Raw genomic sequence first — 14,158 nt, 5'->3', positions numbered from 1 at the left:
GCAATGGCAGTGGAAGAGCCTGATCAGACTTCAACCCTGCTTCCTGAGGATGAATCAGAGGTTAAGGGGTTTGAGGTCACCTATCACAACGCTTTTGGCCAGCCGGTTGCCGATGTGCCCTATACCATTCTTGAAACTGGTGAGACCGGCAGGACCGATAGCCAGGGGAAGGTTGTTAAACAAAAGGCAACCCAGCCGCTCACGGTGCGCTTCGTGGGGGATAAAGCGCAAAATCAAATGAAGATCCAGCAGTTGGAAGCCGAAGTCAAACCCCTGCTCGATGAGGTGATCCATTATGTGGAGTTGCAGGCAAGAGAGGCGCAAAAGGAATTTGATGCCGAGCATTCCAGTAAGTTAGCCAAAGAGCTTGGTTATACCGGCGAATTGGTTGGCCATGCGGCGAAGGGGATATGGGGAGCTATCTGGGGAGGCGTTGAAGGCGTTGGCCATCTTGTCGCCTCCGGGGTCGAGGGTGCGGCTCACCTTGTTGTAAAAACGGTTGAGACGGATATAGCTATCGCCAAGGCAACTTACCACGAGTTGCAAAAAGGTCCGGCGGCTATCTACCACGATGCCGCCGTCCAGCTACATAAGATGGGTAAAACCATTGAAGAGGGGCCCCACTGGATCGCCGAGCAGGTACGGCATGTGGATAATTTTGTCTCCTCGATTCCGGATAAGATCCACAGTGGCTATGTTCAGGCCTGCTGGCTCTATCATGACTCCGGGTTTATGAAGCTCCTGACCTATTTCGGAGATAAGGTTAGGGCGATGTTGGCCAAGTACCCTGTGTATCAGGTCCAGCAAGGGGCGGAGATTGTCGGCGGCTTTATCGGCAATGTGATTGTCAATGTCCTGACCGATGGAGCAGGAGCGGCAAGTACCGCAGCGCTGGCCGCAGAGGATGGAGCCCGTGTAGCCAAGGCGATGGAGGCTGCGAAAAAGGCCGGAAAGATGGCATCCGGCCCTCTGTTTGGTGTTCCTATGGCGCTGGTGAAAAAGCTTTTTACCCGCCTCAAAAAGGTGGCTGAGCTCATCATCAACTCACATCTGGCACGGGATTTGGTCGTTAAGCCTGCCGAAAAGCTGGTGACCAAAACCAAAGAGGCCAAGCTTTTTAAGAAAGAGGCTGCTCGTATTGAGCATGCGGCTAAAGATGAACGCAAGATAGGTAAAGTTGCAGAAAATGCCAACGGTAAACCTTCACTTCAAGAGCCAAAAGTTAAGTGCGCCAACGATCCGATCAGCACCTTCTCTGGAGAGGAGTTACTGCGGCTGGTGGATTATGAACTGCCGGGTCCGATTGAATTTAATTGGTTACGTACCTATCGAACCGCCAGCTCGCAGATGGATGGTCCGCTGGGCTTCGGTTGGTCGAGCAGGCTTAACGAACGATTAGCTGTCCATGAGGGGCGTCTTAACTATTTTGATGCAGAAGGGCGAAAAATTGAGATCCCGATCCCCTGGCAGCAGCCAACACGAAACAGCAGAGAAAACTACGGTGCCCGTCGCCTCGAGTGGGGTGATGAAGCAGCAATTGCAATCAGGCTTCCCGATGACAGTGAGCAGATCTTTACCCTGGTTGATGAGCGCTGGTTACCCCAGGCGATCGTTGATAGTTTTGGTAATAACCTGAGTTATCACTACCAGGATGGAAGGTTAACTGAGCTTAGAGGAAGCTGGGGGCGCGGGTTAGCCCTCGAATGGCATGATGGGCGGGTGATCTCGGTCAGTCCGCTGCGTGAGGGAGCTTGTAATGGTGAACTTGAGTGGAGGTCTCTACCTCCGGTCGTTCACTATCACTATGATGAGGCGGGGGATCTCATCAGGGTGCGGGATCGGCTGGGCCTGGGAGACAGCTATCAATACAGCAATCATCTCTTTAGCAAACGAACTCTAGCGAGCGGCTTTAACTACCAGTTTGAGTGGGATAGGGACGATCAGAAGGCTCGCTGTCTGCGGGTATGGGGTGATAGTGACTATTACGACTATCGCTTTAGCTGGTTCCCTGAAGAGAATAAAGTTACCTATACCGATGGCCGGAGCCTGCCGACTACAGATATCCACGATGATAGCGGCCAGGTCATTCAAACCATTCACCCCGATGGTGCGATAGAGCGTTTTGAATATGATGGCAATGGCAATCAGGTTGCGCATACAAACGCAGATGGCTACACCACCTATTCCCGCTACGATGACGAAAATCGTCTGGTTGAGCAGATCAATCCACTGGGACAGTCCTCCCATCTACAATTTGATGCCGCGGGTAATCCTAATGAACTGACCGATGCATCCGGTAACAGCTGGCAACGCTTCTATAACCCGCAGGGGCTTTTAGAGAAAACGATTGACCCCGAGGGTAACACCACCAGTTATCAGTATAACGAGCTGGGTTATCCAACCCTCATCACCGCTCCCGATGGCACAGAGCAGCGCCTTCTATGGAACCGTCATGGCGATCTGGTGGCCGAGTCTCTCCTGGCCGGTGGCTGGCAGAAGTATCGCTACGATGAAGAGGCGCGGGTTACCGCTATCGAGTTCCCTGATGGTCGGGCGCAGCGCTACGCCTACGATCCCAAGGGCCGGCCCGTTATTATTCAGGCTGCCGATGGATCTCAGCAGCAACTCAAGTGGGATGCCTGCGATCGCCTGGTCTCAATCACAGATGGGGAAGGGCGCACCACCTCCTATGAATACGCCGATGGCTTAGCGCAAATAACCCGGCGCATCGCTCCCGATGGCTCTGAGCTCAACTACCGCTACGATGCCGAGCGTAACCTTGTCTCCCTGACCAATGAGAAGGGAGAGGAGTATCGCTTTAGTTATGATGCTCAGGAGCGCCTGGTCGAGGAGATATGTTTTGACGGGCGAATACAGAGTTATGACTATTCTCCGGCAGGTCAGTTGTTGGCGGCACATCAGCAGCACAGTAACCATGCCCTGCGTCGTGATACCACCCGTTTCATGCGCGATCCGCTGGGTCGTCTGCAACAAAAACAGCTGCCGGACGGCATGTTTGAGCGCTTTGCTTACGATCAACAGGGCAACCTCACCCTGGCGCAGAACCATGATGCCACCCTGGAGTTTTCCTATAGCCCAAGTGGCAATTTGCTGCGTGAGAGCCAAAACGGGCAAAGCCTGAGCCATAACTATGATGCCCTAGGGCAACGCACCCAGACCATCACACCAGATGGTGACTGTATCGAGTATGGCTATCAGTTAGGAATGCTTCACGAGACTCGCCTCAACGGCAAGCTTGTCTCCCAGCATAACTATGATGAGTTAGGGCGGGAAACCCATCGCCAGCAAGGATCACTGACCAGTCACTATCAGTACGATCAGCAAAGTCGGCTGGCTTCGCATCGTGCGATGCGTGGTGAGCAGCAAGTTCTGGGACGTGAGTACGGTTATTATGCCAGTGGGGCGCTGCGTTCTATCAAAGATAGCCGCAACGGGTTTAGTGAGTTCTTCTATGACAGGGCCGATCGTCTGACCCGGGTAACAGGACCGGTGGCCGAGAACTTTGTCTACGATCCTGCGGGTAATCTGCTGGCTGAGGGTGAAAGCAATCCGGCAAATACCGAGCTAAAGCAAAACCGCCTGCTTTGTTATGGTGATAAACGTTATCGCTATAACGATTACGGCTCTCTTATCGAAGAGTCAGGTCCCTCGGGGACCACCCGCTATCAGTATGACACCAAGCAGCAGCTGGTCAGGGTCGATAACAATGGTCAGCAGACTTGCTATAAATACGATCCTTTAGGGCGGCGCATCGCCAAACTGACTCCACAGGGTGAAACTTGTTATATCTGGGATGGCGATGTACTGCTCACCGAGAGCTGCGGAGAAAAGCGCAAGCTTTACCTGCATGAACCCGGCAGCTTCCGTCCGTTGGCCCAGGTAGTGGATGGCAAGACTTATCACTATCAACTGGATCATCTCGGTACCCCGCGCGAACTCACCGATGCGGAGGGCAATATCGTCTGGTCGGTGCAGTACAAAGCCTTTGGCTCTGTGGTGTGCAAGCAGGTTGAGGATGTCGAAAATAATATCCGCTTCCAGGGACAGTACTTCGATAGCGAGACGGGGCTTCACTACAACCGCCATCGCTATTACAATCCCAGGATTGGCCGCTATCTCAGCCAGGACCCTCTGGGTTTAGAGGGGGGAGCAATGCTTACCTCTACGGCGTCAACCCGGTCAATTGGATCGATCCGTTAGGGTTGAAGTGTAAGGAAAATAAGAAAAAAGGTTGGCTATCAAGGTTATTTAAATATCCGGAGAAGTCACAGGTTAGAGAAATTGATAAAGCGGGTATCAACTCTGATATTGTTTATAGTGGTCATGGTGCAGATATGGAATTGCCTGATTTTATTGGACCTAAGGGAACAACAATGCATTTCTATGTGCCCAATGGAGGAAGGATATCAGATGACTTGGGCCAATTAATTGAAACAGGGGGAAATACTAAAGGCCTATATGTTGAAAAATATTTCCCTGGTGAGAAGTGGCCAAACCCTGTACTCAAAGAAGGAAAAGGATTAGTTATATTAGGTAAACCAGTGCAGGTTACTCATCCAACACCTTTATCAGAGTTAGTTAAAGAGGATATGGGTGACTGCCATTGGTCGGCATGTCGTGAAAACGTGTTTTCTAAAGATGCAAATATTAGTGCAAGAAGAGATGGTCTTTATCGGTTAGAGAAAACTGAAGACGGAAAAGTGGAAAGAAATAAAATTGAACTTGATCCTGAATTTAAAAAATCAGAGTATCAAAATAGAACATCAAATCCATCGCAAGATGCTTGGGACGAGCTTTAATTATGAAATATCCAGAACTATCCCCATCTGATGATAAGTTATTAGTCGGTTGGCTTGACAATAAAAATGATTATCAAACAGGAAGTACTCCTATTGGATTGCTTGATATTATTTTCGACCTATGCAAAACAAGTAGATATGAGGTCTTTCGTAGTATGACACCATGTCAAATTTGCTATTCTACAATGGAGTCTATACGAGAGGCGACATTTAGTGGCTGTGGAATAGAAAAATATGCAGTCCATAGTAAAAGTGGCGAGAGGATTCTACTAGGTAGCTCAACTATAATCTTTCAGTTTGAAGATAGAAAATATGTTGCTCCAGACCTGATCTGGCACTATATATCAGAACATAATTATCTACCGCCTAAAGAGTTTATTAATGCAGTTTATGAGAAGAAGAAAAGTAAATGGAGTAAAATAAAAGGGTTGTTTATTAGAACTTAGTATTCCTATATAAGTGCATCGATTCTAGATAAGGCACATAAATGTGCCTTATCTCTGGTTCTAATAATTAAATAGGAACCCATAATAATATATTAACTAAAAACACCAGGAGATTATGGGGAAGTGGATAACAAGACACCCATGATAGTAGTTTAAACTCAATCAGAAACTAAGCTTACAGAATAAAGGAAAATTTAAGAAGGTGGTTCGATTTCTCAAGGTTGAAAAGTTATATTTGTTTGGGATAGGCTTCTTGTTATTATATGTTGTAATACATCAGAATCACAAGTTATTGAATTAATAGTTAGATGTTAATATAACCCTAATGTTCTCTTGTTGTTTTGGATGAAGCTAATGGTTGTATTGAGCTGATTTATCTATGCTCTACTATCTAATGTTATTGGGCACTTGCTCAGTTCCAGATAACTTTGCTGCTTGCTTTGGCTGGTGTAGTACCGCTTTATATTATGAATTATTCCGGAGGCTTTGAGTTGAGATATCGCCTGGTTGAGGCGGGGAAGCAAATCCTGTTTGGATTTATGTAGCCTGATATGCAGCTGAACTTCTTTGAATAGATATACCGGGTGAAATTCATCTGCAGGATTTAGAACGATGGTGTTAAATAGGTAGCTGGCCTCATCTCGATTAATGAAGATGCCTTTGACTCGCCCTCGCAGAAGTTTTGGGAGCAGAGTGTCTGGGGAGGATTCACTCACAGCGATCTTGTTTTCACTGATAGCATCACTGAAACCCTCAGGGTAAAAGTAACCCCGGATGATCCCGAGTGTTTGACCATAAAAGTCACTGGGGGATCTGCCAAGTGAAAGAGTCCCTTTTCTGGCAAGAATGATGTCTTGGGTGCTGAAAATAGACTCAGTATAAACAGAGCTTTGCTTTTGATCCTGTCGCCAGCTTGGTGAGACCGCAGCCTCAGCGTTGATCTTAGTACCCCATTCCTGGCGCATCCGTTTTGCGTTAGGCAGGTCTCTGATCTGCATGGGGATCTCTGAGCAGGTGGCAATGAGTCTGAGGGTGTCGATCGCAATACCGTGCCAGTCTCCGGTGGGCTTTTGAATGATCCAGGGAGGCCAGGCGTTTACCCCAACAATAAGAGGCTGGCTGCCTTGTTGAGAAACAGCAAGTCCTGAAAAGAAGAGTATGAAGCCACAAATCATTCTGAGTGCCATGGATGAGTACCATTGAATGTCCTTATAAAAGGTTAAGAAAGCAGTTCCTTGATGTCCAACCTGGATGGGCCAGGGATCTGTCTATGTTCCCCTCAGGTGCAGTGTCTCGAAACTCGTTAAAAATACGGCTTTTGCCTTGATTCTCTATAGGGAGTGAGCTGTGATTAGTGTGAGACTCAATATAGCCAGGATCTGCATAAGGCCACTTCATGGTTGATAACGAAATTTCGAAGGCTTCTCAAGATAAATCAGGTGTACTGATTCAGGACAACTCCCCCCTCGAGCAGAATGTGGGAGGCTCTACAACGCCCTGGAAAATTCTGGTGGTCGATGATGAAAAAGATATTCACACCTTGACTCAGATGGTGATCCGCAAGCGGCAGTTTTTGGGGAAAGATGTCGAGTTGTTGGATGCTTACTCGGGGGCACAAGCTCGTCAAATGATGGAAGAGCATGATGATATCGCCCTGGTTCTGCTGGATGTGGTCATGGAGTCTGATCACGAGGGGTTGGATGTGGTGCGTTATATTCGCGATACCCTGGGCAATCACGATACCCGCATTGTGCTTCGAACCGGTCAGGCGGGACTGGTTCCTGAGCTGCAGACGGTGGTTGGCTATGATATTAACGATTATAAGGATAAAACTGAGCTGGATATGCAAAAGCTGCAGGTGACGGTCTACACCGCGCTTCGGAATTATCGGGATATCAAGATCATTGAAGTTGCGAACCGGCAGTTGCAAGAGATGAATCAGACTCTGGAGAAGCGGGTCGAAGAGCGTACTACTGAGTTAAAACAAGCCCTGGAAACCACTCGTAAAACCCAGAAGCAGCTGATTGAATCGGAGAAGATGGCAAGTCTGGGCGTTCTCTCTGCCGGGGTTGCCCATGAGATCAACAATCCCCTGAGTTTTATTAAGAGTAACCTCAATACTCTTAGTAACTACCATCATCTGCTCTCGGATTTCATTCGTCGGTGCTACCACGACCGAGCTCAGGGGCAGTGTCCCCAGTGGCTGGAAGATAAACTTAGCGATCTTGAGCAACAGGATATTCAATACATACTTGAGGATCTTGAACCCCTGATGACTGAGTCTCTCGATGGTGTCGAGCGGGTCAAGAATATCGTCGACGGATTAAAAAGCTTCTGCCATCAGGACGAGGGGATTAATGAATCCATAGATCTCAATCAGCTGATCGAATCGACTTTAAAGGTTGCTGAGGGAGAGCTTCGAGCCCATGGCACCATCACAACCGAGTTTAAATCGATCCCTGAAATAATGGGTCACCGTGGGCAGTTGGCCCAGGTGATCCTGAACCTCTTGCTCAATGCCGCCCATGCGATTGATAAGGGCGGAGAGATCCAGGTTCGCACTCATAGTACCCAGGGTGAAGTGATGGTTGAGATCAAGGACAATGGTCATGGTATTGAGCCGGAATTGATGGATAAACTCTTTACTCCCTTCTTTACCACCAGGCAGGTTGGTGAGGGAACAGGGCTTGGCCTATCTATCAGTCATGGGATCATCCGGGCACATGGTGGTGAGATTAAGGTTTCCAGCGAGCCGGGCAAGGGAACATGCTTTAGTCTACATCTGCCTCTGGAGCAGGGATAGGCAAAGAGAATTATCAGCAAGCGTCAGAAAGTGGCGTAACATGCAAAAAAGGCCCGCCTGGGATTTTATTCCTAACCCTCTCCCTTGACAGTTTTACTCCCTTTCAGTGAAAGTCATTAGCTCTGATTGTTGACAGGATGTCATTTTTGTTAAGGGAGTAATATGAAAAGAACAGCATGGATGTTGCTGCTGGGGGCGGGTTTATCTTTCTGCGCGATTGCGTCATCTCCGGGTGGTTTTAAAGGGCCAAGGGAGCAGGATACCAGCTTTATTCAGGCCTGGAGCCGGCCAATAACCCTGCAGGGACATATCCAAAAACAGCTTGGCGATTCTCGCTATATATTTGCTGCAGATCATGGGCGCTTTCTGGTGGATATCCCAAAGAGTTTATGGAAAGGGCACTGGATCACGACCAGTGAAACCATTCGCTTGACAGGCCGGGAGATCATCAATTGGTCATCGGTAGAGATCCAGGCCGAATCTCTTGAATTTATATCAACCCGGGCAAAAGTTTGATCCAGCTCGCTCAATAGCATTTTGATGTTGGCTCACTATGAGTTTTTGATGACACTAGTATCTGTTTTGTTAGGGTGTCTTTGTTGGATCAAGCATGGGGATAAGGATATGAGATACAAAACAATGATAGGGCTGCTCGCTCTTTGCCTGTCAACGGGAGCCTCTGCTGCTTCACAGGGCGGTTTTTCAGATGGAGATCACAGCCAGGGAGGTTTCAAGGGACCATCCGAGATGATGGCAACGGTCGCCAGTGCCAAAGAGATGCGCGATGATCATCATGTGATCCTTGAAGGGCATATCAGCAAGCAGATCAATGAAGAGCATTATCTGTTTGAGGATAAGACAGGAAATATCATTGTGGAGATCGACCACCATAAGTGGCGTGGCCAGACGGTCACTCCCAAAGACATGGTGCGCCTGAGTGGTGAGGTGGATAAAGACTGGAACTCAGTTCAGGTCGAAGTCGATAAGGTACAACTTCTCAAGTGATCCTTTGTTTTATTAAAAAAGCCGCCAGAATCGGCGGCTTTTTGGGGCATTGGGTGCATTAGCTGAGATCGTGTAGCGCCTTACCCAGAGGTTTGCTCAAACGAAATTCGCTGAATACGATCTTCAGACCACCGCGTTCAGGGGTGCAGCACATGGCACCTACCAGTCGCTTTGAGGCCGGGGCAATGGGGCAAAGGCGCAGCAGCGGCCAGTGCTTTCCATCTGTGGAATACTGTAAGCGCAGAACATTGTTCTCAACGGTCGCCCGCATCCAGAATCGGCCCGGATCACCGTTAAATGGTCCGGTGGCCCAGTCTGATTGCTGGTGGGTCAGCACGCTGCTCATCAGGGGCTGGCCATCGGAGAACTCAAGACCCGCCTTACACCAATTTTGATCATCGCTATGGATCATCAGACCCGCCTGATCATAGAGTTCCTCGAACTCACCCTGAACACAAACTTCAAAGGTAAAATCACCTTCAACTTCACAGCCGAAGAGGTGTCCACTGTGACGGGTGAAACCGTAGTGAGTTTCACGCCAAAAGTCGGTATTCAGATCGGTTTCAACGGTGAGCTTGTTATTCTCCACCGACCATGTCTGTGGTGGGTTAAGCCACTCAAAGTCTGTGATATCCATTTTTTTCCTTATCTGAAGTGCTGCGGCTGAAGCCTATGTGCTCAGACCGCAGCAGTCAATCATGCTGTTAATCTGAGCGGCCCAGTTGTAGCAATGAGCTGCACAGAGGAATACTCAGGGACACCAGGGCAACCAGGATAAAGGCAACCTTGAGTGATGTCAGGTGGGCGATACCGCCAATCAGTGCCGGGCCCATCAGGATCCCTGAATAACCGATGGTCGAGACAGAGGCAACGGCCAATGCACTTGGCATCACTTTTTGCTGTCCGGATGCGGTGAACAGGATGGGAACTATGTTGGCCAAACCGATGCCGATCAGGAAAAAGCCACTGAGCATATTGGTAAGCTGGGCGCCACTCACAACCACAGCAAATCCAGCGGTGGCGATGAGACTACTACAGACAAATACGCGTAAGCGTCCAAATTTGGCAATGATCCGGTCACCGAGCAAGCGGCCGATGGTCATGGCACAGGCAAAAATGGTATAACCAAAGCCAGCATGGTTGGCGGCTATGATGTTGTGACTGGTCAGCAGGATACCGCTCCAATCCAACATGGAGCCTTCCATGATATAGGCCACAAAACACAGGATTCCCAACAGGATCACGATTCCTCTCGGAACCACAAACAGGGGGGAGTCATCGGATTCACTGTAATTGAGCAATCCTCCCGAGGCCAGGGCCAACAGGGTTGCCACGATCACCACGATCAACAGGACAGTGATCAGAGGAGTCAGGTGTCCGATCAGCAGCAGGCTCACCAGCCCGGCTCCAGCGATCCCACCGATACTAAACAGGGCATGAAAGCTCGACATGATCGGCTTTTGCGCCTGCTTTTCAACCAGGACAGCCTGAATATTGACCACAACATCCATGGCTCCAATCCCGGCTCCGAATAAAAACAGGGCAATGGCTAATGCCAGGGGAGTATCGAGAGTCACCAGGGTGGGTAACATCACCAGGGCAACCAGGGTCGCCAGAATAAAGACCAGCTTGCAACCGTAGCGCGAAGCAAGGGATCCTGATAGCGGCATCATCAGAAATGAACCGATCCCAAAGGCGAGCAGGATCATCCCCATGGTGCCGTTATCGACCATGAGGCGCTCTTTTGCTAATGGGATGAGAGGCGCCCAGCTTGCCAAAGCAAATCCTGCTACAAAAAAAGCGATCCGGGTCGCCATAATTGAGCGTCCAATCGCCCTGGAAGCTTGAGTGTCTGTGAGTTCCATGAATGGATTCCTAAATAGATGGCGGACAGGTTGACTGCCCGCCAGAGGAGGTTAAGCTGCGATGCTCAGCGCATCAAAGTGAGGGATCTCACTGAGATCTTTGATGACCCGGGTTGCAAGCTCATAGCTTTCGGTGCCAGAGAGGGCGTGAGGCCAGCCAAAGACATTGTGAATGCCCGCAGTTGTGGCGGCCTTGATCCCCAGATCTGTGTCTTCGATGACTATGGTGGTTTCACCATCTGCGCCGAGACGCTCCAGCATCGCCAGGTAGGGATCCGGGTAGGGCTTGGTGCGCTCGACATCATCACCAGAGATCAGGATAGGATCCAGATCCAGCTCAAGTGTGGCGATATTTGCCAGGCAGATATCTCTTGGCGCAGTAGAAACAAAGCCAAAGGGGACCTGCTGGGCAATCAATGCTTCGATCAATGCCTTAGAGCCGGGACGAAGGTATTCGGGAGCCAGACTCTTTTTATAAACATCCACAATGGAGTCGGTGAGCTCTGAGCGCTTTTCTACCGGAACTCCTATCTGTGTAAGGGTTTCCTCCAGGCTCAGTCCGATCAGATCTTCCGGAACCACGCCCTGTGTCTGTTCAGGTGCGAGCTCTTTGAGAACATCAAAGTGCAGCTGCTCACTATCGACTATGACTCCATCGATATCAAAGATGACGGTATGTTTCACTATACTGCTCCCTATGCGTTCGCCGGAATCTTAAGCAGAACTTTACAGTTCGGCTCGGTAATTGGTTGCTGGGTTTTACCCTGGATGTTACAGCCAACCATGGTGAATGCCTGCTCATAGTCTTCAAACTCAAAGGTGTGGCTCACCAGCTTGCCGACCGGGATCTGGCCGTCGCGGATCGTGGCATAGGCACGCTCGAAACTGTTGTTGAGCGAGTCGATAGAGCCGATGACCGACAGGCTCTTATCGGCGATCTTCAGGATATCGAGCTTGGCATAGGAGTCTTTAAGTGCCACGTTGAGCAGCTTGCCACCCGGAGCCAGGCGATCAAATACGGTTTCCGCCAGATAACCTGTGGTATCCACACACAGATCGAGCTTCTCCTCATCACTACCATACTCTTCACGCATCGCCTCGCTAAAGTCGCGGTAGACCCGGGTTCCCTCGGGCAGTGCGTTCAAAGAGAACTGATAGCGGTGTTCATTTTTCTCAACCATGAAGGCCTTAACACCGCGCAGATGAAGGCTCCACAGGTAGAGCATTCCCATGGTGCCGGCTCCGATAACACAGGCACGGATGTTCGTGTGAGTGATGTTGAGTTTATCAACCCCTGTGATGGTGCAGCTCAAAGGCTCAGTGAGGGCACCCTCTTCAAAACTTACATGATCGTCAAGGTGGATCAGAGAGCTCTCTTTGGCCCGGTATTGATCGGCAAATGTTCCATCGTAAGAGACACCGGCTTCGGTGCCATTCTTACGCTCACAGTGATTTTCATTACCGGTCTGGCACATGCGGCACTGGCCACAGGAGTAAGTCGGGTTGATCACCACGCGATCGCCAGCCTTGAACCGAGTCACTGCCTGGCCGACCTTAACAACAGTCCCTGAAGACTCGTGACCCAGGGTCGTTCCCTGGATAGCTACCGGGTAATCACCCGTGATGATCCCGACATCGGTGCCACATAATCCACAGACCTCAACGGCGACGATCACATCATCGGCATCGATACATTCAAGCTCGGGAACCTGGATATTGCGAACATCCCAAACATCATTAAATTTTAGAGCCTTCATTACGCAACCTCCTGCAGGGTATCCAGAGTCTTCGCCAGCTCAACAAAGGTGAGCTCCAGTTTATTCATGATTTCGTCAATGTGTGCCTTGGTACAGGTCAGTGGTGGACGTACCTTGATTGCGCGCCCTTTACCATAGCGGGAGCCGCGAATGATTAGTCCGTGCTTGCCTGCAATCTCAATGGCCATGCCTGCTATCTGCGCGCTAGGGACATCAAAGCCAAACATATACCCCAGTCCGCGAACATTGGTCACCAACTCATGCTGCTCTTGCAGGGCAAGCAGGCCATTCTTGAGGTGAATTTCATTATCCTGAACATGCTGCAGAAGGTTGTCTTCTTCTATGACCGAGATGGTTTCATTGAGTGCGGTCAGAGACAGGGGGTTTGCTCCGGATGTACTGGAGTGCTCAAAGGACTCAAGACAATCTAAAGCACTTCTCATCAGGATCCCTCCGGTTGGGATCCCAAGACCGCCGGCACCCTTGGCAAATACGATGATGTCGGGCTTAAGAGCCTTTGCATAACCTGTACTGGCAAAGAAGGTACCGGTACGACCAAAGCCGGTCTGAACCTCATCGGCAATCACGACAATGCCGTATTTACTACAGATCTTGCGAACCTGACGATAGAATTCAACCGGCAATACGATGTTTCCGCCATTTCCAAGGACCGGCTCAAGAATGATACAGGCGATATTGCCGCAGGAACCAAAGTTAATGAAATCTTCCAGATCGGTGATGCTATTGATGGATTGAACGCTGCTTTCTTTGTTACACAGCTCACTGGCAGGCGTTGGGATCTTAATAGAACCATCAATGCTGCTGGTAAAGTTTTGCAATCTGAAAGCATTACCTGAGATCTTAGCAGTTGCCAGAGATTGACCATGATGTGATTTAAATAAAGAGATTACACCAGAACGACCGGTATATTTTTGGGCCATTCGAATTGCACCCTCGACGGCTCCGGAGCCGGAAACATCACGTAGCCAGATACGATCGATATTTTCAGGAAGGTGTTTCTTGAGGCGGGTCAGGATATGATCCGAAATAGGTTTTGTATAGGCTGAACTTAAATGAGTACAGCGATCGATCTGCTGCTTGAGTTTATCGGCAACTCTCTGGTTGGTATAGCCTAGTGGTAAGTTAAAGGTACCAGAGGCTGCATCAATTAATTTGCGCTCACCATCATGGAGATAGGGGCCATCACCTTTATATTGCCCAATAAGATTCTCAAACATATCAGTTGCATTGTTCATGATATTACTCTAATCAAAAATAAAAACAATAAAGATATTTATAACTATCAAGTTATAAACGCTAGTGTATTAAGATTACTAATATTCAAAATAATGAGACACCATAACCTGTACTGAGCATGTGAATGCTTAGATGAAGCTATACCAAAGATCTCTATGTGAGAGAAAAATCTTAAAGGTCAGGGTTATATTTAAATCTCATTAAT

12 protein-coding genes are annotated in these 14,158 nt (G+C 49.1%); 6 read left to right on the top strand and 6 right to left on the bottom strand.

Annotated features, from left to right (window positions below; all coding sequences use genetic code 11):
* The first annotated feature begins 3 nt into the window (after positions 1 to 3).
* From DB847_RS12730 to DB847_RS12720, 3 genes are read left to right on the top strand one after another with little or no spacing between them, the layout of a single operon-like run.
* Entirely contained in the window at positions 4 to 4,221 is a 4,218-nt protein-coding gene (locus tag DB847_RS12730) for a DUF6531 domain-containing protein (RefSeq protein WP_108651045.1), read from the top strand.
* Positions 4,222 to 4,223: 2 nt separating this feature from the next.
* Entirely contained in the window at positions 4,224 to 4,820 is a 597-nt protein-coding gene (locus DB847_RS12725) for a putative adhesin (RefSeq protein WP_108651044.1), read from the top strand.
* Between the two features lie 2 nt (positions 4,821 to 4,822).
* Complete coding sequence (locus DB847_RS12720) at positions 4,823 to 5,266, top strand: DUF7919 family protein (RefSeq protein WP_108651043.1); 444 nt, start codon at positions 4,823 to 4,825, stop codon at positions 5,264 to 5,266.
* Between the two features lie 377 nt (positions 5,267 to 5,643).
* Here DB847_RS12720 and DB847_RS12715 read toward each other — a convergent pair whose 3' ends face one another.
* Entirely contained in the window at positions 5,644 to 6,453 is an 810-nt protein-coding gene (locus tag DB847_RS12715) for a substrate-binding periplasmic protein (RefSeq protein ID WP_108651042.1), read from the bottom strand.
* A 209-nt stretch (positions 6,454 to 6,662) separates the two neighbouring features.
* Here DB847_RS12715 and DB847_RS12710 point away from each other — a divergent pair, with 209 nt between their 5' ends.
* From DB847_RS12710 to DB847_RS12700, 3 genes are all read left to right on the top strand, one after another.
* Positions 6,663 to 8,069 (top strand): ATP-binding protein, encoded by a 1,407-nt coding sequence (locus DB847_RS12710; protein WP_108651041.1) that lies wholly within the window; start codon positions 6,663 to 6,665, stop codon positions 8,067 to 8,069.
* Between the two features lie 162 nt (positions 8,070 to 8,231).
* On the top strand, positions 8,232 to 8,585 hold the full coding sequence (locus DB847_RS12705) for a NirD/YgiW/YdeI family stress tolerance protein (RefSeq protein WP_108651040.1): 354 nt from the start codon (positions 8,232 to 8,234) through the stop codon (positions 8,583 to 8,585).
* Positions 8,586 to 8,693: 108 nt separating this feature from the next.
* Positions 8,694 to 9,074 (top strand): YgiW/YdeI family stress tolerance OB fold protein, encoded by a 381-nt coding sequence (locus DB847_RS12700; RefSeq protein ID WP_108651039.1) that lies wholly within the window; start codon positions 8,694 to 8,696, stop codon positions 9,072 to 9,074.
* A gap of 58 nt (positions 9,075 to 9,132) precedes the next feature.
* Here the strand turns inward: DB847_RS12700 and DB847_RS12695 are convergent, their stop codons facing one another.
* From DB847_RS12695 to DB847_RS12675, 5 genes are all read right to left on the bottom strand, one after another.
* On the bottom strand, positions 9,133 to 9,711 hold the full coding sequence (locus DB847_RS12695) for a DUF1349 domain-containing protein (RefSeq protein ID WP_108651038.1): 579 nt from the start codon (positions 9,709 to 9,711) through the stop codon (positions 9,133 to 9,135).
* A 67-nt stretch (positions 9,712 to 9,778) separates the two neighbouring features.
* Positions 9,779 to 10,939, bottom strand: coding sequence for an MFS transporter (locus DB847_RS12690; protein WP_234418384.1), 1,161 nt, complete (start codon positions 10,937 to 10,939; stop codon positions 9,779 to 9,781).
* Between the two features lie 51 nt (positions 10,940 to 10,990).
* Positions 10,991 to 11,623 carry an HAD family hydrolase gene (locus tag DB847_RS12685; RefSeq protein ID WP_234418383.1) on the bottom strand — a complete coding sequence of 211 codons (633 nt, stop codon included), beginning with the start codon at positions 11,621 to 11,623 and terminating at the stop codon, positions 10,991 to 10,993.
* Between the two features lie 11 nt (positions 11,624 to 11,634).
* Positions 11,635 to 12,696, bottom strand: coding sequence for a zinc-dependent alcohol dehydrogenase (locus DB847_RS12680; protein WP_108651036.1), 1,062 nt, complete (start codon positions 12,694 to 12,696; stop codon positions 11,635 to 11,637).
* On the bottom strand, positions 12,696 to 13,952 hold the full coding sequence (locus DB847_RS12675; protein ID WP_108651035.1) for a class-III pyridoxal-phosphate-dependent aminotransferase: 1,257 nt from the start codon (positions 13,950 to 13,952) through the stop codon (positions 12,696 to 12,698). The genes DB847_RS12680 and DB847_RS12675 overlap by 1 nt, the downstream gene beginning before the upstream one ends.
* Between the last annotated feature and the right edge of the window lie 206 nt (positions 13,953 to 14,158).

Origin of the sequence: Dongshaea marina, from assembly GCF_003072645.1 — a bacterium.
Classification (GTDB): Bacteria; Pseudomonadota; Gammaproteobacteria; order Enterobacterales; family Aeromonadaceae; genus Dongshaea; species Dongshaea marina.
The sequence above is the reverse complement of the archived record's forward strand: the minus strand, read 5'-3'. Positions and strand labels throughout refer to the sequence as shown.

Coding starts and splice junctions, on each gene's coding strand:
- DB847_RS12730 (WP_108651045.1), top strand. CDS start 4: ATGGCAGTGGAAGAGCCTGATCAGACTTCAACCCTGCTTCCTGAGGAT.
- DB847_RS12720 (WP_108651043.1), top strand. CDS start 4,823: ATGAAATATCCAGAACTATCCCCATCTGATGATAAGTTATTAGTCGGT.
- DB847_RS12715 (WP_108651042.1), bottom strand. CDS start 6,453: ATGGCACTCAGAATGATTTGTGGCTTCATACTCTTCTTTTCAGGACTT.
- DB847_RS12710 (WP_108651041.1), top strand. CDS start 6,663: ATGGTTGATAACGAAATTTCGAAGGCTTCTCAAGATAAATCAGGTGTA.
- DB847_RS12705 (WP_108651040.1), top strand. CDS start 8,232: ATGAAAAGAACAGCATGGATGTTGCTGCTGGGGGCGGGTTTATCTTTC.
- DB847_RS12700 (WP_108651039.1), top strand. CDS start 8,694: ATGAGATACAAAACAATGATAGGGCTGCTCGCTCTTTGCCTGTCAACG.
- DB847_RS12695 (WP_108651038.1), bottom strand. CDS start 9,711: ATGGATATCACAGACTTTGAGTGGCTTAACCCACCACAGACATGGTCG.
- DB847_RS12690 (WP_234418384.1), bottom strand. CDS start 10,939: ATGGAACTCACAGACACTCAAGCTTCCAGGGCGATTGGACGCTCAATT.
- DB847_RS12680 (WP_108651036.1), bottom strand. CDS start 12,696: ATGAAGGCTCTAAAATTTAATGATGTTTGGGATGTTCGCAATATCCAG.
- DB847_RS12675 (WP_108651035.1), bottom strand. CDS start 13,952: ATGAACAATGCAACTGATATGTTTGAGAATCTTATTGGGCAATATAAA.